Annotated in this window: 14 protein-coding genes and 1 tRNA gene; 10 read left to right on the forward strand and 5 right to left on the reverse strand. The window is 68.2% G+C overall.

What is annotated here, in order from left to right; translation table 11 throughout:
* The first annotated feature begins 26 nt into the window (after positions 1–26).
* The 7 genes from O3X23_RS17765 (at position 27) to O3X23_RS17795 (ending at position 7,278) form a co-directional block, all read left to right on the forward strand.
* Entirely contained in the window at positions 27–500 is a 474-nt protein-coding gene (locus tag O3X23_RS17765; RefSeq protein ID WP_269272379.1) for a PaaI family thioesterase, read from the forward strand.
* A 159-nt stretch (positions 501–659) separates the two neighbouring features.
* The gene (locus tag O3X23_RS17770) at positions 660–1,292 is read left to right on the forward strand and encodes a hypothetical protein (RefSeq protein WP_269272380.1); all 633 of its coding nucleotides are present in this window, start codon (positions 660–662) and stop codon (positions 1,290–1,292) included.
* Positions 1,293–1,565: 273 nt separating this feature from the next.
* On the forward strand, positions 1,566–2,798 hold the full coding sequence (locus O3X23_RS17775) for a branched-chain amino acid ABC transporter substrate-binding protein (RefSeq protein ID WP_269272381.1): 1,233 nt from the start codon (positions 1,566–1,568) through the stop codon (positions 2,796–2,798).
* A gap of 130 nt (positions 2,799–2,928) precedes the next feature.
* Entirely contained in the window at positions 2,929–3,855 is a 927-nt protein-coding gene (locus O3X23_RS17780; protein ID WP_269272382.1) for a branched-chain amino acid ABC transporter permease, read from the forward strand.
* A gap of 5 nt (positions 3,856–3,860) precedes the next feature.
* Complete coding sequence (locus tag O3X23_RS17785) at positions 3,861–5,657, forward strand: branched-chain amino acid ABC transporter permease (RefSeq protein ID WP_269272383.1); 1,797 nt, start codon at positions 3,861–3,863, stop codon at positions 5,655–5,657.
* A gap of 8 nt (positions 5,658–5,665) precedes the next feature.
* On the forward strand, positions 5,666–6,565 hold the full coding sequence (locus O3X23_RS17790; RefSeq protein WP_269272384.1) for an ABC transporter ATP-binding protein: 900 nt from the start codon (positions 5,666–5,668) through the stop codon (positions 6,563–6,565).
* The gene (locus tag O3X23_RS17795; RefSeq protein WP_269272385.1) at positions 6,562–7,278 is read left to right on the forward strand and encodes an ABC transporter ATP-binding protein; all 717 of its coding nucleotides are present in this window, start codon (positions 6,562–6,564) and stop codon (positions 7,276–7,278) included. Before O3X23_RS17790 ends, O3X23_RS17795 begins: the two co-directional genes overlap by 4 nt.
* A gap of 63 nt (positions 7,279–7,341) precedes the next feature.
* Here the strand turns inward: O3X23_RS17795 and O3X23_RS17800 are convergent, their stop codons facing one another.
* A complete protein-coding gene (locus O3X23_RS17800) occupies positions 7,342–7,917 on the reverse strand; it encodes an ANTAR domain-containing response regulator (protein ID WP_269272410.1) in 576 nt (191 codons plus the stop codon).
* Between the two features lie 146 nt (positions 7,918–8,063).
* Between O3X23_RS17800 and O3X23_RS17805 the strand changes: the two genes are divergently transcribed.
* Positions 8,064–8,136, forward strand: a tRNA-Leu gene (locus tag O3X23_RS17805).
* A gap of 108 nt (positions 8,137–8,244) precedes the next feature.
* Positions 8,245–9,015: a transcriptional regulator gene (locus O3X23_RS17810; protein WP_269272386.1), complete on the forward strand. Its 771-nt coding sequence runs from the start codon at positions 8,245–8,247 to the stop codon at positions 9,013–9,015.
* 20 nt (positions 9,016–9,035) lie between these two features.
* Here the strand turns inward: O3X23_RS17810 and pyk are convergent, their stop codons facing one another.
* Complete coding sequence (gene pyk, locus O3X23_RS17815) at positions 9,036–10,469, reverse strand: pyruvate kinase (RefSeq protein WP_269272387.1); 1,434 nt, start codon at positions 10,467–10,469, stop codon at positions 9,036–9,038.
* Between the two features lie 129 nt (positions 10,470–10,598).
* On the reverse strand, positions 10,599–11,306 hold the full coding sequence (locus O3X23_RS17820; RefSeq protein ID WP_269272388.1) for an SIMPL domain-containing protein: 708 nt from the start codon (positions 11,304–11,306) through the stop codon (positions 10,599–10,601).
* 131 nt (positions 11,307–11,437) lie between these two features.
* On the opposite strand from O3X23_RS17820, the gene O3X23_RS17825 reads away from it, so the two are divergent.
* The gene (locus O3X23_RS17825) at positions 11,438–13,246 is read left to right on the forward strand and encodes a bifunctional metallophosphatase/5'-nucleotidase (RefSeq protein ID WP_269272389.1); all 1,809 of its coding nucleotides are present in this window, start codon (positions 11,438–11,440) and stop codon (positions 13,244–13,246) included.
* Here the strand turns inward: O3X23_RS17825 and O3X23_RS17830 are convergent.
* Together O3X23_RS17830 and O3X23_RS17835 are read right to left on the reverse strand one after the other, a co-directional pair.
* A complete protein-coding gene (locus O3X23_RS17830; RefSeq protein ID WP_269272390.1) occupies positions 13,218–14,636 on the reverse strand; it encodes a lysine N(6)-hydroxylase/L-ornithine N(5)-oxygenase family protein in 1,419 nt (472 codons plus the stop codon). The genes O3X23_RS17825 and O3X23_RS17830 overlap by 29 nt on opposite strands.
* Positions 14,633–16,027, reverse strand: coding sequence for a pyridoxal phosphate-dependent decarboxylase family protein (locus O3X23_RS17835; protein WP_269272391.1), 1,395 nt, complete (start codon positions 16,025–16,027; stop codon positions 14,633–14,635). Before O3X23_RS17835 ends, O3X23_RS17830 begins: the two co-directional genes overlap by 4 nt.
* Positions 16,028–16,036: the final 9 nt, after the last annotated feature.

Consider the following 16,036-nt stretch of genomic DNA (forward strand, 5'->3'; position numbering starts at 1 on the left):
GAACGATGACGATCGGAGCCGGCCGCATGGGCGAGCAGACGAGCACGCAGTTCCCACAGGAGATCCTGGCGCAGTGGTCCGGCCTCGGCCTCGACCTGCCCGCCCTGTTCTCGGCCGGCCACCTCGGCGACCGCATGAGCATCCGGATCACCGAGGCCTCCCCCGACCGCGTCGTCGGCGTCATGCCCGTCGAGGGCAACACCCAGCCCTACGGCCTGCTGCACGGCGGCGCCTCCGCCGTCCTCGCCGAGACGCTCGGATCCGTCGGCGCGATGCTGCACGGCGGCCCCGGCAAGCTCGCCGTCGGCGTGGACCTCAACGCCACGCACCACCGCGGCATCCGCTCCGGCAACGTCACCGGCGTCGCCACCCCCGTCCACCGCGGCCGCTCCTCGGCCACCTACGAGGTCGTCATCACCGACGAGGACGACAAGCGCGTCTGTACCGCCCGCCTCACCTGCATGCTGCGCCCCTCAGGCCCCGGGGCCACCACGGTCTGACCGACCGGCCGGGCCCGCACCGTTGTCGCGCGGGCCCGGAGGCCCTAGCGTTTTCGGCAGGGGGGCGGCCATGGCGGCAGCAGGGATCCGGCACGCGCGGCGCCGGCGCGCGCCCGCCCGCGCCCTCGGACCGCCCGAACGCACCGGGATCGGGGCCCGATGAGCGGCATCGGCCCGGTGGAAGGCCCCGGCGGCGGAACACCCAGCGTCAACACCCCGCTGCTGCCCGCCCGTTGGGCCCGCCTCTGGGAAGTGCGCCGGGCCGCGCTGTCCGTCCGCGGGCGGCGCGCGGTCAAGGCCGCCACCGCGGCGCTGGCCGCCGTCGCGGTCATCAGTCTGGGCCACGCGATGCGCACCCCCGAGCCGGTGCCCGACCTCGGCCCGTGGCCTGCGCAGGTCACCTACATCGCCTACGAGTCGGGCCGCCTGCAGCCCAAGCCGGCTGCCGCTTCCGGGGTGTTCGGATTCGTGGTGAGCGTGCGGGACGGAACTCCCGTGACGATTCTCCGTGTTACTCCCTCATTCGAGGGACTCGGTGCCGAAATCGGCCCTTCGATACCATTGACGGTGAAGCAGGGAACAACCCGGCACATCACGATAAAGATGATCGTTCGCAAATGTTCCGGACTACCCCTCGACGTCGATCTTCCTGTTCTGGACGTAACGCTGCGTAACGCGCGCGCAATACAGAATCAGAGCTTCATCTTCGGCGGCGGATACCCCCGCGACCTCTCCGCATTCCTCCACCGAATCTGCCGCCCGACACCCACCGGCAGCCCTTCCACGCCGTAGCGGAAGTGCGGGTTCTCGATATCCGAACAACGACATAAAACATGCGGACAGGGTGACAAACCTGCCCAAATACCCCACGGAACCTCAACAAAACCTCAAGAGTTTCCATCCGGCATAACAAGACAGTCACACTCTTCCCGCACCGCTGCCCGAGTTCCCCACACAGGCCTAGAGTCACGGCCAGTCACCGCGCCACCGGATTCGCCAGTTCGGGTTCCAGCGCACGACTCGGCCTCTCACCAGAGCAGGCCGCGCCTGGGGAAAGGACTGATCGTGCGACACCGTTCCTTGCTGCTACTGACCTCCGTGCTCACCACTGGGGCCCTCACCCTCACCGCCTGCGGCTCCCGCAGTGACGACAGCAAGAAGGGCGACGACGGCGCCAACACCACCGTCGTCATCGGGGTCGACGCTCCGTTGACCGGCGACCTGTCCGCGCTCGGCCAGGGCATCAAGAACTCCGTCGAGCTCGCCGCCAACACGGCGAACAAGACCAAAGAGGTCCCGGGCGTCACGTTCAAGATCCAGGCGCTGGACGACCAGGGCAAGCCCGGCCCCGGCCAGCAGAACGCCACCAAGCTCGTCGGTGACAGCACCGTCCTCGGGGTCGTCGGCCCGCTGAACTCCTCCGTCGCCCAGTCGATGCAGAAGATCTTCGACGGCGCGAACCTCGTCGAGATCTCCCCCGCCAACACGAACCCGTCCCTGACCCAGGGCGAAAAGTGGGCCACGGGCACGAAGGCCCGCCCGTTCAAGTCGTACTTCCGCACCGCGACCACGGACGCCATCCAGGGCCCGTTCGCCGCGCAGTACCTCTTCGGCGAAGCCAAGAAGACCAAGGTCTACGTCATCGACGACCAGAAGACCTACGGCGCCGGCCTCGCCGCCACCTTCACCGGCGAGTTCACCAAGCTCGGCGGCAAGGTCGTCGGCACCGCCCACGTCAACCCCGACGACCGCGACTTCAACGCCATCGTCACCAAGGTCAAGGCCGCCGGCGCCGAAGCGGTCTACTACGGCGGCGAGTACCCCGCCGCCGGTCCGCTGAGCCAGCAGCTCAAGGACAACGGCGTGGCCATCCCGCTCATGGGCGGCGACGGCATGTACAGCGCCGACTACGTCAAGCTGAACAAGAAGGCCGAAGGCGACCTCGCCACCTCGGTCGGCGCGCCCGTCGAGACCCTCCCGTCCGCGAAGAAGTTCGTCGCCGACTACGCGGCCGCAGGCTACAAGCAGGCCTTCGAAGCGTACGGCGGCTACTCCTACGACTCCGCCTGGGCCATCATCCAGGCCGTCAAGACGGTCATCAACGACAACGGCGGCAAGCTCCCGACCGACGCTCGCGCGAAGATCACCGCCGCCACGTCCAAGGTCTCCTTCAACGGCGTGACCGGCACCGTCTCCTTCGACGAGTTCGGCGACACCACCAACAAGCAGCTCACCGTGTACCAGGTCAAGGGCGGCAAGTGGGCGCCGATCAAGAGCGGCGTGTTCAACCAGAGCTGACCACTCGCACCACGCCCCACCCGCACCTGACCCACCGCAGCACCCCCCTGTAAGTACGCAACCGGCCGCGCGGGCCGCATCAGCGCCCGCGCGGTCGGCCGTATCCGTCCCACTCCACGGAGGCCCTGCGGTGCACGAACTGCCGCAACAGCTGGCCAACGGCCTGATACTCGGCGCGTTGTACGGACTGATAGCAATCGGCTACACGATGGTCTACGGCATCGTCCAGCTCATCAACTTCGCCCATGGCGAGATCTTCATGATCGGGGGATTCGGCGCCCTCACCGCCTTCCTCGTCCTTCCCAACGGCACCGCCCTCTGGGTCGCACTCCCCCTCATGATCGTCGGAGGCGTCGTCTGCTCCGTCGGCGTCGCCGTCGCCGCCGAGCGCTTCGCCTACCGGCCACTGCGCAACGCCCCCCGGCTGGCGCCTCTCATCACCGCGATCGGCCTGTCCATCGCCCTCCAGCAGGCCATCTGGAAGTGGTACCCGGACGCGAACAAGGACCACCCCTTCCCGCGCTTCTCCGGTGAGCCCTTCCACCTCGGCAGCGTCACCATCCAGCGCGGCACGATCTTCCTGCTCATCGCCGCCCCGGTCTGCATGCTCGCCCTCGGCCTGTTCGTCGCCAAGACCCGCATGGGCCGCGGCATGCAAGCGACCAGCCAGGACCCCGACACCGCCAAGCTGATGGGCATCAACACCGACCGCATCATCGTCATGGCCTTCGCCATCGGTGCCGCGTTCGCCGCCGTCGCAGCCGTCGCCTACGGGCTCAAGGACGGCCAGATCAGCTACCGCATGGGCTTCCTGATGGGCCTCAAGGCCTTCACCGCGGCAGTACTCGGCGGCATCGGCAACATCTACGGCGCCATGCTCGGCGGCATCACCCTCGGCATCGCGGAAGCGCTCGCCACCGGCTACATCGACAACATTCCCGGCATGGGCCAGTTCGGCTCCGCCTGGAAGGACGTCTGGGCCTTCGTCCTGCTCATCCTCGTCCTGCTGATCCGGCCCCAGGGCCTGCTCGGCGAACGCGTCGCGGATCGGGCGTGATCCACATGACCACAGACACCACCCCCCGGCAGCAGGGGATCATCCCGCTCCAGGAGAAGACCGCCCGCGCACTCGTCGCCATCGGCGGCGCCGCCACCGCGGTCTCCACCTTCCTCGCCTGGACCTGGACCTCCGAATTCCCCGGCGACCTCACCGTCACCGGCTACCCCGGCGGCCTCCAGGTGCTCGCCCTCGTCGGCGCGCTCCTCACCGTGCTCTTCACCGCCGCGTCCTACGGCGTACGGGGACTGCGCTGGCTGAACCCCGCCGGCACCGACAGCCCCCTGCTCCTGCTCACCCTCGGAGTGTTCGGCGTCGTCTGGTACACGGTCGCGAGCATCACCGTGGAACTCAATGGCGCCGTCAACCTCGAACCCGGCGCCTACGTCGCGGCCGCCGCGTCCCTGGTCGCGCTCGTCGGAGCCCTCGGCCTGCCCATCCGGGGCGACAGCGGTGACCTCACCGCACCCGCCAACGCCTGGGAGACCTTCCGGCGCGCGATCGCCGCGGCACCGCCCCGCAAGCCCGCCCGCACCCTCCCCTCCTGGGCGGAACTGCTCCTCATCGTCGTGGCGTTCGGCATCGGCCTCTACGTCTTCACGTACGGCATCGACACCGCGTACGCGGAACTCTTCGTCGGCTTCCTGATCATCGTCGCCTTCGGCTTCGCCGCCCTCACCAAGAGCGGCCTGATCGCCCGGCTGACCACCATCACCACGAAGCACCGCAACGTCACCATCGCCGCCGCCTTCACCGCGGCGGCCGGCTTCCCCTTCACCCAGAACAACGACGCCTACACCTCCGTCGGCGTCAACATCCTGGTCTTCGCCACCGTGGCCCTCGGCCTCAACGTCGTCGTCGGCCTCGCGGGCCTCCTCGACCTCGGATACGTCGCATTCCTCGGCGTCGGCGCCTACACCGCCGCCCTCGTATCCGGCTCCACCTCCTCCGCGCTCGGCATCCAGTTCCCCTTCTGGGCCGCAGCCCTCGCGGGCGCCGCCGCCTCCCTGGTCTTCGGCGTCCTCATCGGAGCACCCACCCTGCGGCTGCGCGGCGACTACCTCGCCATCGTCACCCTCGGCTTCGGTGAGATCTTCCGCATCACCATGAACAACCTCAACGGCACCACCGGGCCCGACATCACCAACGGACCCAACGGCATCTCCAACGTTCCCGACCTCGACATGTTCGGGTTCAACTTCGGCGAAAGCCACGAGACCGGCATCAACAGCCTCGGTAGGTTCGGCAACTACTACCTGCTGATGCTCCTCTTCACCGCCATCGTCGTCATCGTCTTCCGACGCGCCGGAGAATCCCGCATCGGCCGCGCCTGGGTCGCCATCCGCGAGGACGAGACCGCCGCCACCGCCATGGGCATCAACGGCTTCCGCCTCAAGCTCATGGCCTTCGCACTCGGCGCAAGCCTCGCCGGACTCGCCGGAGCGGTACAGGCACACGTGACCTACAGCGTCACACCCGACCAATTCGAATTCGCCGGAACCGCACCACCCAACTCCGCGTTCCTCCTCGCCGCCGTCATCCTCGGCGGCATGGGAACCGTGAGCGGCCCCCTCATCGGCGCCTCACTGCTCTACCTCATCCCGGTCAAGCTGCAATTCATGCACGACTACCAGCTCCTCCTCTTCGGCCTCGCGCTCATCCTCCTGATGCGCTTCCGCCCCGAGGGCCTGGTCGTCAACCGCCGGTCCAAACTCGAATACCACGAGACCGACCAGCTCGCCGTCCCCAAGCAACTCACCCTCGCCGACGCCAACGTCGACTCCAGCAAGGCAGGGGCGTGAGAAGCAGCATGACCACCGACACCACCACCCCCGCAGCCGGCCCCACCCCCGGCACCCCCCTGCTGCACGCCTCCGGCGTCACCATGCGATTCGGCGGCCTCACCGCCGTCAGATCCGTCGACCTCACCGTCAACACCGGAGAGATCGTCGGCCTCATCGGCCCCAACGGCGCCGGCAAGACCACCTTCTTCAACTGCCTCACCGGCCTGTACGTGCCCACCGAGGGCACCGTCAGCTACCAGGGCAAGGTCCTGCCGCCCAAGCCCCACCTCGTCACCCAGGCCGGCATCGCCCGCACCTTCCAGAACATCCGGCTCTTCGCCAACATGACCGTCCTGGAAAACGTGCTCGTCGGCCGCCACACCCGCACCAAAGAAGGCCTGTTCTCAGCGCTCCTGCGCGGCCCCGGCTTCAAACGCGCCGAAGCCGCCTCCCGGGACCGCGCCATGGAACTGCTCGCCTTCATCGGCCTCGAAGCCAAGGCCGAACACCTGGCGCGCAACCTCCCCTACGGCGACCAGCGCAAACTGGAGATCGCCCGCGCCCTCGCGAGCGACCCCGGACTGCTGCTCCTCGACGAACCCACCGCGGGAATGAACCCCCAGGAAACCCGCACCACCGAGGAACTCGTCTTCGCCATCCGCGACATGGGCATCGCCGTCCTCGTCATCGAGCACGACATGCGCTTCATCTTCAACCTCTGCGACCGCGTCTCCGTACTCGTCCAGGGCGAGAAACTCGTCGAAGGCACCAGCGAGGTCGTCCAGCGCGACGACCGCGTCATCGCCGCCTACCTCGGTGAACCCTTCGAAGGAGCCCCGGGCGACGAAGAACTCGCCGAGGTCGAGGCAGCGGAAACCGCGACCGGCAGCACCACCAGCACCATAGGTACGGAAGGCGAACGATGACCGCACTGCTCGAAGTCGAGGACCTGCGCGTCGCCTACGGCAAAATCGAAGCCGTCAAGGGCATCTCGTTCAGCGTCGAAGAAGGCCAGGTCGTCACCCTCATCGGCACCAACGGTGCGGGCAAGACCACCACCCTGCGCACGCTGTCCGGGCTCATCAAGCCGCTCAGCGGCAAGATCAGCTTCGGCGGCCAGTCGCTGGACAAGGTGCCGGCACACAAGATCGTGGCGCTGGGCCTCGCCCACTCCCCCGAAGGCCGCCACATCTTCCCCCGCCTCACCATCGAGAACAACCTGCAGCTCGGGGCGTACCTGCGCAACGACAAGGCAGCCATCGCCCAGGACATCAAGCGCGCCTACGACCTCTTCCCCATCCTCGGGGAACGCAGGAAGCAGGCCGCGGGAACCCTCTCCGGCGGTGAACAGCAGATGCTCGCCATGGGCCGCGCACTGATGTCGCGACCCAAACTGCTCATGCTCGACGAGCCCTCCATGGGCCTCTCCCCGATCATGATGCAGAAGATCATGCACACGATCGCCGAGCTCAAATCCCAGGGCACCACGATCCTGCTCGTCGAACAGAACGCGCAGGCCGCGCTCTCGCTCGCCGACCAGGGCCACGTGATGGAGATCGGCAAGATCGTCCTGAACGGAACCGGCGCGGACCTGCTCCACGACGAATCCGTGCGAAAGGCGTACCTCGGCGAGGACTGAGTCCTCCACGCCGAAGGGCCGCACCGTGACAACGGTGCGGCCCTTCGTCACATCGCTCCCCGGCTACTTCTCCGGAACCTCGTCGATCACGGCCTGCGCCACCTGCTGCATCGACATCCGCCGGTCCATCGACGTCTTCTGGATCCAGCGGAACGCCGCCGGCTCGGACAGGCCGTACTTCGTCTGCAGCACGCTCTTCGCCCGGTCCACCAGCTTCCGGGTCTCCAGCCGCAACGACAGATCCGCGACCTCGAGCTCCAGCGCCCGCAACTCCTGGAACCGGCTCACCGCCATCTCTATGGCCGGCACCAGATCGCTCTTGCTGAACGGCTTCACGAGATAGGCCATCGCCCCGGCATCCCGCGCCCGCTCGACCAGCTCGCGCTGGGAGAACGCGGTCAGCATCAGAACGGGGGCGATCTTCGCCTTCGCGATCTGCTCGGCGGCGGAGATCCCGTCCAGGATCGGCATCTTCACATCGAGGATCACCAGATCCGGCCGGTGCTCCTCCGCCAGCTTGACGGCAGTCTCGCCGTCGCCGCAGTCACCGACGACGGAGTAGCCCTCCTCCTCCAGCATCTCCTTGAGATCGAGCCGGATCAGCGCCTCGTCCTCGGCGATGACGACGCGCGTCGTCATCGGCGGTACGTGCGACTGCTCGTCTATGGGCTCGGCGGCGCTCAACGGGACTCCTCGATCACGGGCGGGGGTACTGCCCCCTGAGCCTACCTAGCTCCTGTATCTTTGGAGCACGGAGGGTTTCCGCTATCCTTCGTTTCGAAGGAGCCCCGGTAGCCCAGCGGCAGAGGCGATGGATTCAAAACCCATTCAGCGTCGGTTCGAATCCGACTCGGGGCACTTTCCCTTCATTTTCAAGGGTAAAGACACTTTTACAAACATCACTGCACATGGTGAATGTATGTGCCATCGGGCCCATGAGCGCCGGACAGCGGCAACGCTCGCCGTATGTACGGTCTTGAACGTCGCAAGCTGACACTTGCCCTCCTGGACGCCGGTCACAGCCTCAACTCGGTCAGCAAGCAGACGGGCATATCCCGATCGGCGATCCGGGACTGGCGAATGCGCGTCGAACCGATCCGGCGCAACGCCGAATGCGTGCGCTGCGCGACACCGCCGACCGCTCCACAGCAAGCTTCCGCGTACGCCTATCTGTTGGGTCTTTACCTCGGCGACGGCTGCCTCAGCGCCCAGCCGCGCGGCGTCCATGCCCTCCGCATCGCCTGCGCGGACGCGTGGCCCGGCCTGATCGAATCCTGCGAGGAGTCGATCCGCGCGATCCACCCCGACAACGCCGTCTGCCGCGTGCGCAAACAGGGTTGCACCATGGTGACGTCCACCAGCAAACACTGGCCGTGTCTCTTCCCGCAGCACGCCCCGGGCAAGAAGCACGAGCGGCGCATCGCTCTCGAACCCTGGCAGCAGGAGATCGTCGACGCCCACCCCTGGGCCTTCATCCGGGGGCTCATCCACTCCGACGGATGTCGGATCACCAACTGGACCGAGAAGGTCATCGGCGGGGAGCCGAAGCGCTACGAGTACCCGCGGTACTTCTTCACCAACAAGTCCGAGGACATCCGCACCCTGTTCAGCGACACCCTCGACAAGGTCGGCGTCGAATGGAAAGTCACCCGTCGCGGCAAGGACCCGTACAACGTCTCCGTCGCGCGCCGCGCGTCCGTCGCGCTCATGGACCTGCATGTGGGGCCCAAGTACTGAGCCCCACGGAGTGGTTCCGGCTACTTCGGAGAATCGTCCTCGCCGATGTGGTGCACGCGCACCAGGTTCGTCGTGCCCGGGACGCCCGGCGGGGAGCCGGCCGTGATGACGACGATGTCGCCCTTCTGGCACTTGCCGACGCGGAGCAGTTGTTCGTCGACCTGGTCGACCATTTCGTCGGTGGTCTGCACCATGGGGCCGAGGAGGGCCTCGACGCCCCAGGTGAGGTTGAGCTGGGAGCGGGTGGCGGGTTCGGGGGTGAAGGCGAGGAGGGGGATCGGGGAGCGGTAGCGGCTGAGGCGGCGGACGGTGTCGCCTGATTGAGTGAACGCCACGAGATACTTCGCTCCGAGGAAGTCACCCATTTCGGCGGCGGCCCGGGCGACGGCGCCGCCCTGGGTGCGGGGCTTGTTGCGTTCGGTGAGTGGGGGGAGGCCGGAGGAGAGGATCTCCTCTTCGGAGGCGCAGATGATGCGGCCCATGACCTTGACGGTTTCGATGGGGTGTTTGCCGACGCTGGTTTCGCCGGAGAGCATGACGGCGTCGGTGCCGTCCATGATGGCGTTGGCGACGTCGGAGGCTTCGGCGCGGGTGGGGCGCGATGCGTCGATCATGGAGTCGAGCATCTGGGTCGCGACGATGACGGGTTTGGCGTTGCGCTTGGCGAGCTTGATGGCGCGCTTCTGGACCATGGGCACTGCTTCGAGGGGCATTTCGACGCCGAGGTCGCCGCGGGCGACCATGATGCCGTCGAAGGCGTCGACGATCTCTTCGAGGTTGTCGACCGCCTGCGGCTTTTCGATCTTGGCGATGACGGGGACGCGGCGTCCCTCTTCCTTCATGATGCGGTGGACGTCGATGACGTCCTGGGCGCTGCGGACGAAGGAGAGGGCGATGATGTCGGCGCCGATGCGCAGGGCCCAGCGGAGGTCCTGGATGTCTTTTTCGGAGAGGGCGGGGACGGAGACCGCGACGCCGGGGAGGTTGAGTCCCTTGTTGTCGGAGACCATGCCGCCTTCGATGACGATGGTGTGGACGCGGGAACCCTGGACTTCGGTGACTTCGAGGGTGACGCGGCCGTCGTCCACGAGGATGCGTTCGCCTTTGGTGACGTCTGCGGCGAGTCCTTTGTAGGTGGTGCCGCAGGTCTGGCGGTCGCCTTCGATGTCTTCGACGGTGATGGTGAATTCGTCGCCGCGTTCAAGGAGTACGGGGCCTTCGGTGAATCGGCCGAGGCGGATCTTCGGGCCTTGGAGGTCGGCGAGGATGCCGATGCTGCGGCCGGTCTCCTCCGAGGCTTTGCGTACGTGGCGGTAGCGGTCCTCGTGGTCGGCGTAGGAGCCGTGGCTCAGGTTGAGGCGGGCGACGTCCATTCCGGCTTCGACGAGTGCTTTGATCTGGTCGTAGCCGTCGGTGGCGGGGCCCAGGGTGCAGACAATTTTTGCTCGGCGCATGTTTCGAGCCTATGACTTACTGACGGGTAGGCAGATGGGCGGAGGCGACTGTCCAACGTCGGCTGGATTAACGGTTGTTGACAAGTGTCGAACGTGCATGGCATTGCTCATGTGAGCAGTCTGGCGGGGTCAGGTGAGTACCGGTGGAGTCATGGTGAAGTGGGCGGTGACTTGCGCGTGGACGTTCTGACGTTCGGGTTCGAGGTCGAGGGAGGGCGGAGAGGCCGTGTCCACGGAGTAGCCGCCGGCTCGGGCGCTCATGGCGAAGGCCTGCTGCTGGTAGGGGGCGGCCTGGTGGACGCCGTCGTCGGCGAGTTCGATGAGGGCGGTGAGGGTGGAGCCGAGGGCTTCGGCGTATTCGCGGCCGCGTTGGACGGCGTCGCGGACGGCTTGCTGGCGGGCTTCGCGGTAGACGGGTGACTGGGGGCGCAGGGACCACCAGGGGCCGTCGACGCTGGTGAGTTCGAGGTCGGCGAGGCGGGTGGCGAGTTCGCCGAGTGCGGTGAAGTCGGTGAGGGTGGCGCCGATGCGTACGACGCCGTGGTAGGCGCGGATCTTCTCGCCGCGGTCGCGGCCTTTGTCGCGGAGTTCGGGGGTGAGGCCGATGGTTCCGGTTTCGAGTTTCTCGACGGCTTCGCCGTAGCCCTTGATGAGGTCGAGGGCCTGGGTGTTGCGGCGGGTGAGGTCGTCGAGGGTGTGGCGGCGGTCGGTGCCGCGGGATCTGACGGTGACGCTGATGCGGGCGAGTTCGGGTTCGCATTCGATGGTGGCTTCGCCGCGGACGCCGACGCGGGGGGCTTCGAGGGGGCGGGGGGTCCTGTCCGTTTCCGTGGCCATGTGCCCCACTGTCGCAGGCGGCTCATTTCTCCGGCGGGACATCTGATGGAAATGCCTGGGGGGTGTTGCGGGGTGGGGTTCCTGCGCCAGAATCTACGCGCGTTACATCACCAGACCGACCGGGAGCAGACATGCCGCTCAACCGAAGGACTTTTCTCAACCGTTCCGCCGCCACGGGCGCGGGAGTCGCGCTCGCGGGGACCGTCGCAGGCGCCGCGCCGGCCCAGGCGCACGGGCACGGCCCGAAGACGTACTCGCTGCGGGTGCTGGGCACGACGGATCTGCACGGGCATGTCTTCAACTGGGACTACTTCACGGACAAGGAGTACGACGACAGCACCCACAACGACGTGGGCCTGGCGAAGATCTCCACGCTGGTGGAGCAGGCGCGGGCCGAGAAGGGCTGCGAGCGCACCCTGCTGATCGACGCGGGCGACACCATCCAGGGCACGCAGCTGTCGTACTACTACGCGCGGGTGGAGCCGATCACGGGCACCGCCGGCAAGCGCGGGAAGCCGCCGGTGCACCCGATGGCGCTGGCGATGAACCACATGCGCTACGACGCGGCGGCGCTGGGCAACCACGAGTTCAACTACGGCATCCCCGTGCTGCGGAAGTTCGAGGAGCAGTGCGACTTCCCGCTGCTGGCGGCGAACGCGGTGGACGCGAAGACGCTGAAGCCGGCGTTCCCGCCGTACACGATCAAGCGGATCAAGGTGCAGGGCGGGCCGGACATCAAGGTGGGGATCCTGGGGCTGACGAACCCGGGGATCGCGATCTGGGACAAGGCGAACGTGCAGGGGAAGCTGGCGTTCCCGGGTCTGGTGGAGCAGGCGAAGATCTACGTGCCGAAGCTGCGGGCGCTGGGTTGTGACGTGGTGATCTGTTCTGATCACTCGGGGGTCGACGGCGCTACGTCGTACGGGGACGCGCTGCCGTATCCGGAGAACGCGTCGGCGCTGGTGGCGGAGCAGGTGCCGGGGATCGACGCGATTCTGGTGGGTCACGCCCACAAGGAGATCGCGTCGCGGACGGTGGTCAACACCGCGTCGGGCAAGGACGTGGTGCTGTCGGAGCCACTGATGTGGGGGATGCGGCTGAGCGTCTTCGACATCGCGCTGGAGTTCTCGCGGGGCCGCTGGTCGGTGACGAAGGTGGTGGCGGAGGTCCGCAACGCGAACACGGTGGCGGAGGACCCGCACGTGGTGAAACTGGTGAAGGCGGAGCACGACAAGGTCGTGGCCTACGTGAACCAGGTGGTGGGCACGTGTGCGGTGGCCATGTCGGCGACGGAGGCCCCGTACAAGGACACGCCGATCATCGACTTCATCAACGCGGTGCAGATCCAGACGGTGAAGGCGGCGCTGGCGGGGACGGAGTACGCGGCTCTGCCGGTGCTGTCGCAGGCGGCGTGCTTCTCGCGGTCGGCGGCGATTCCGGCGGGTCAGGTGTCGCTGCGGGATGTGGCGGGGCTGTACGTGTTCGAGAACACGCTGGACGCCCGAGTGCTCACGGGTGCGCAGATCAAGGACTATCTGGAGTTCTCGGCGAAGTACTTCGTGCAGACGGCGCCGGGTGCGGTGGTGGACGTGTCGAAGCTGACGAACGCGGGCAGCACGCCGGACTACAACTACGACGTGGTGGGCGGGGTGTCGTACGAGATCGACATCGCGAAGCCGGTGGGTTCGCGGATCGCGAACCTGACGTTCCAGGGTGCGCCGGTGGATCCGGCGGCGAAGTTCGTGCTGGCGGTGAACAACTACCGGGCGAACGGGGGCGGCAACTTCCCGCATGTGGCGGCGACGCCGTCGGTCTGGGCGAACTCGGACGAGATCCGGAACACGATCGTCGCGTGGGTGAAGGCGAACGGTTCGATCGATCCGTCCGCCTTCGGTGCTGACAGTTGGAAGCTCACGCGCGACGGAGTGCCGCTGTTCTAGTCGGCACGTTGGAGGCGGCCGTCCCGTCGAGGCCGAACGTGGTGAACGCGGTTCTGGCCGGCAGGGGGTAGGGCTCCTTGCCGGTCAGTGCGTTGAGGATGACGGCGGAGCGCCAGGCGACGAGGCCGAGGTCGGGGGCGCCGACGCCGTGGGTGTGGCGGCTGGCGTGCTGGATGTGGACGGCGCCGCTGATGGAGGCGTCGAGGGCGAGCCGGTGGTCGGCGTCGATGCGGGGGCGGCCGGCGGTGTCGCGGCGCAGGTAGGGGTGGAGTGGGGCGAGCAGTTGCTCGATGGGGCGTTCGCGGTAGCCGGTGGCGAGGACGACGGCGCTGGTGTGGAGGCGGCTGCGGGTGCCTTGCTGCTCGTGTTCGAGGTGGAGTTCGATGCCGGTGCTGCCGAGGCGTCCGGCGGTGCGGACGGTGACGCCGGGGGTGAGGGTGGCGTCAGGCCAGCCGCCGTCGAGGGTGCGGCGGTAGAGCTCGTCGTGGATGGCGTTGATGGTGTCGTGGTCGATGCCTTTGTGGAGTTGCCACTGCTGGGGGACGAGTTGGTCGCGGACGGGTTCGGCGAGGCCGTGGAAGTAGCGGGTGTAGTCGGGGGTGAACTGTTCGAGGCCGAGTTTGCTGTATTCCATGGGGGCGAAGGCGGGGGTGCGGGCGATCCAGGTGAGGCGTTCGCGGCCGGTGGGGCGGGCGCGCAGCAGGTCGAGGAAGACTTCGGCGCCGGACTGTCCTGATCCGACGACGGTGATGTGGTCGGCGGCGAGGAGTCGGGCGCGTTGCTCGACGTAGGCGCTGGAGTGGATGACGGGGACGGTGGGGGCGTCGGCGAGGGGGCGGAGGGGTTCGGGGACGTAGGGGCTGGTGCCGATGCCGATGACGAGGTTGCGGGCGTGGGTGCGGCCGAGGGCTTCGGCTTCGCCGTTGCGGTCGAGGTGGGTGTGGTCGATTTCGAACAGGGCGCGGCCGGGGTTCCAGCGGACGGTGTCGACCTGCTGGCCGAAGTGGGTGGTGGGGAGGGTGTCGGCGACCCAGCGGCAGTAGGCGTCGTATTCGGCGCGGTGGAGGTGGAAGCGCTCGGCGAAGTAGAAGGGGAAGAGCCGTTCGCGGGTTTTGAGGTAGTTGAGGAACGACCAGCGGCTGGTGGGGTCGGCGAGGGTGACGAGGTCGGCGAGGAAGGGGACCTGGAGGGTGGCGCCGTCGATGAGCAGGCCGGGGTGCCATTGGAAGGAGGGTCGTTGGTCGTAGAAGGCGGTGGTGAGGTCGGGGATGCCGTCGGCGAGGGCGGCGAGGGAGAGGTTGAACGGGCCGATGCCGATGCCGAGGAGGTCGAGGGGTTCTTCGAGGGGAGCGGGTTCGCCTGCGGGCGGGGTGGGGGGTGCGGTCGTCATCGGGCCGTGCCTTCCGTGGTGAGGTGCAGGAGCGCTGTGAGGTCGGCGGGCCGGGTGTGGGGGTTGAGCAGGGTCGCTTTGAGCCAGAGGCGTCCGTCGGCGTGGGCGCGGCCGAGGACGGCGTGGCCGTCGTGCAGGAGGCGGCGGCGGAGGGCGGCGACGTGGGTGTCGTCGGCGTGGGTGGGGCGGAACAGGACGGTGCTGATCTCGGGGCGGCCGCGCAGGGTGAGGGCGGGGTGGGCGTCGATGAGGTCGGCGAGGTGGTGGGCGTGGTCGCAGACGGTGTCGATGAGGGCGCCGAGTCCTTCGCGGCCCAGTGCGCGGAGGGTGACGGCGATTTTGAACACGTCGGGCCGGCGGGTGGTGCGCAGGGAGCGGCCGAGGAGGTCGGGCAGGCCGGCGTCGGTGTCGTCGTCGGCGTTGAGGTAGTCGGCCTGGTGGTTCAGGGGCCGTAGTGCGGTGGTGTCGCGTACGGCGAGGAGGCCGGCGGCGATGGGTTGCCAGCCGAGTTTGTGCAGGTCCAGGGTGACGGAGTCGGCGAAGGGCAGGCCGTCGAGGCGGTGTGCTTCGCGGTCGCTGAAGAGCAGGGGTCCGCCGTAGGCGGCGTCGATGTGGAGTTCGGCGCCGTGGGCGGCGGTGTGGTGGGCGATGTCGGGGAGTGGGTCGATGGCGCCGGTGTCGGTGGTGCCGGCGGTGGCGACGACGAGTACGGGGCCGGTTTCGTCGCGTTTGCCGAGGTCGCCGAGGGCGGTGTGGAGGGTGGCGGGGTCGAGGGTGCCGGCGGGGGTGGGCAGGACGAGTGCGGGTGGCAGGCCGAGGAGCCAGCCGGCGCGTTGGATGCTGTGGTGGGCGTTGGCTCCGCACACGACCCGCAGTGCGGGGGCGCCGGGGTGGCGTTCGCGGGCGAGGAGCAGGGCGAGGTGGTTGGACTCGGTGCCGCCGGTGGTGATCAGCGCGTCGGGGGCGCGGTGGCCGGGGTAGACGAGGGCGGCGAGCGCGGCGGTGGTCTCGGCTTCGAGGACTGCGGCGGCGGGGGCCTGGTCCCAGGAGTCGAGGGACGGGTTGAGGGCGCCCGCGGCGAGGTCGGCGGCGACGGCGAGGGCCAGCGGCGGGCAGTGCAGGTGGGCGACGCAGCGGGGGTGCGCGGGGTCGGCGGCTCCGGCGGCGAAGGCGTGCACGAGGGTGCGCAGCGCGTGTTCCGCGCCGGTGCCGGTGTGCGGGATGACGGGCGTGCACGCGTCGCGCACGTGTTGGGCGACGGTGTCGGGGCCGCCGGCGGGGAGGGGTCCGCCGCGGGCGGTGGCGCCGGTGGTGAGTGCGTCGAGGACGGTGTCCAGCAGGGGGCGCAGGTGGGTGGGTCCTGTGATCCCTCCGGCGAGCTGGGGTGGCATGAGGTGGCC

Source organism: Streptomyces sp. H39-S7 (assembly GCF_027158205.1).
GTDB lineage: Bacteria > Actinomycetota > Actinomycetes > Streptomycetales > Streptomycetaceae > Actinacidiphila.

What these genes read in the sequence shown, in the direction of transcription:
- O3X23_RS17765 (WP_269272379.1), top strand. Translation starts at nt 27, where the DNA reads ATGGGCGAGCAGACGAGCACGCAGTTCCCACAGGAGATCCTGGCGCAG.
- O3X23_RS17770 (WP_269272380.1), top strand. Translation starts at nt 660, where the DNA reads ATGAGCGGCATCGGCCCGGTGGAAGGCCCCGGCGGCGGAACACCCAGC.
- O3X23_RS17785 (WP_269272383.1), top strand. Translation starts at nt 3,861, where the DNA reads ATGACCACAGACACCACCCCCCGGCAGCAGGGGATCATCCCGCTCCAG.
- O3X23_RS17790 (WP_269272384.1), top strand. Translation starts at nt 5,666, where the DNA reads ATGACCACCGACACCACCACCCCCGCAGCCGGCCCCACCCCCGGCACC.
- O3X23_RS17795 (WP_269272385.1), top strand. Translation starts at nt 6,562, where the DNA reads ATGACCGCACTGCTCGAAGTCGAGGACCTGCGCGTCGCCTACGGCAAA.
- O3X23_RS17800 (WP_269272410.1), bottom strand. Translation starts at nt 7,917, where the DNA reads ATGACGACGCGCGTCGTCATCGCCGAGGACGAGGCGCTGATCCGGCTC.
- O3X23_RS17810 (WP_269272386.1), top strand. Translation starts at nt 8,245, where the DNA reads ATGTACGGTCTTGAACGTCGCAAGCTGACACTTGCCCTCCTGGACGCC.
- pyk (WP_269272387.1), bottom strand. Translation starts at nt 10,469, where the DNA reads ATGCGCCGAGCAAAAATTGTCTGCACCCTGGGCCCCGCCACCGACGGC.
- O3X23_RS17820 (WP_269272388.1), bottom strand. Translation starts at nt 11,306, where the DNA reads ATGGCCACGGAAACGGACAGGACCCCCCGCCCCCTCGAAGCCCCCCGC.
- O3X23_RS17825 (WP_269272389.1), top strand. Translation starts at nt 11,438, where the DNA reads ATGCCGCTCAACCGAAGGACTTTTCTCAACCGTTCCGCCGCCACGGGC.
- O3X23_RS17830 (WP_269272390.1), bottom strand. Translation starts at nt 14,636, where the DNA reads ATGACGACCGCACCCCCCACCCCGCCCGCAGGCGAACCCGCTCCCCTC.
- O3X23_RS17835 (WP_269272391.1), bottom strand. Translation starts at nt 16,027, where the DNA reads ATGCCACCCCAGCTCGCCGGAGGGATCACAGGACCCACCCACCTGCGC.